This is a genomic window from Terrabacter sp. P5_B1 (assembly GCF_056400505.1).
The window spans coordinates 1-557 of record NZ_JBFULD010000637.1 but is presented as its reverse complement, the minus strand read 5'-3'; the positions used below and the strand labels follow the sequence as shown (position 1 = coordinate 557).

General features: G+C 68.0%; 1 protein-coding gene and 1 tRNA gene. Both read right to left on the bottom strand.

Translation table 11 applies throughout. From position 1 onward, the window contains the following. Nucleotide 1: 1 nt before the first annotated feature. Nucleotides 2–74: transfer RNA gene (locus tag AC1DP0_RS22570), tRNA-Gly, on the bottom strand. A gap of 107 nt (nt 75–181) precedes the next feature. Then, entirely contained in the window at nt 182–508 is a 327-nt protein-coding gene (locus AC1DP0_RS22565) for a putative quinol monooxygenase (protein WP_478088930.1), read from the bottom strand. Nucleotides 509–557 lie beyond the last annotated feature (49 nt).

The window sequence follows — 557 nt, the reverse complement described above, 5'->3', positions numbered from 1 at the left end:
GAGCGGACGACCGGGCTCGAACCGGCGACCTCAACCTTGGCAAGGTTGCGCTCTACCAACTGAGCTACGTCCGCCTGCCCACCCTCCGGAGCCGAGACCCCGTGGGTGCGAGGTAGACCATAGCGGACCGTCGGCCAGAGTGCGAAACCGCGTGAAACCCGCTCTCGGAGTAGCCGTTCGGCTACTTCTCGACCGCCATCTCGCCCAATTCGGACCACTGGGTGCCCTCGACCGTCGCGTTGACGATCTTCGGCGTCGCGGTGAGGTACGCGGGGAGGCTCGAGGTGGCCTCCGTGAAGTGGTCGCTCTGCACGTGGGCGCCGCCCGCGGCGTCGTCACGGAAGGCCTCGACGAGGACGTACTCGGCGGGGTCGTCGAGGCTGCGCGACCAGTCGAACCACAGGCACCCCTCCTCCGCGCGGGTGGCCTCGGTGAAGGCTCGGGCGATCTCGGGCCAGTCGTCTGCGTGCTCGGGCTTCACGGCGAACTTGGCGGTGATGAAGATCAAGGGGATCACTCCTGCAGGCTCGGGATGGTCTTGTCGACGGCTCGGGGGG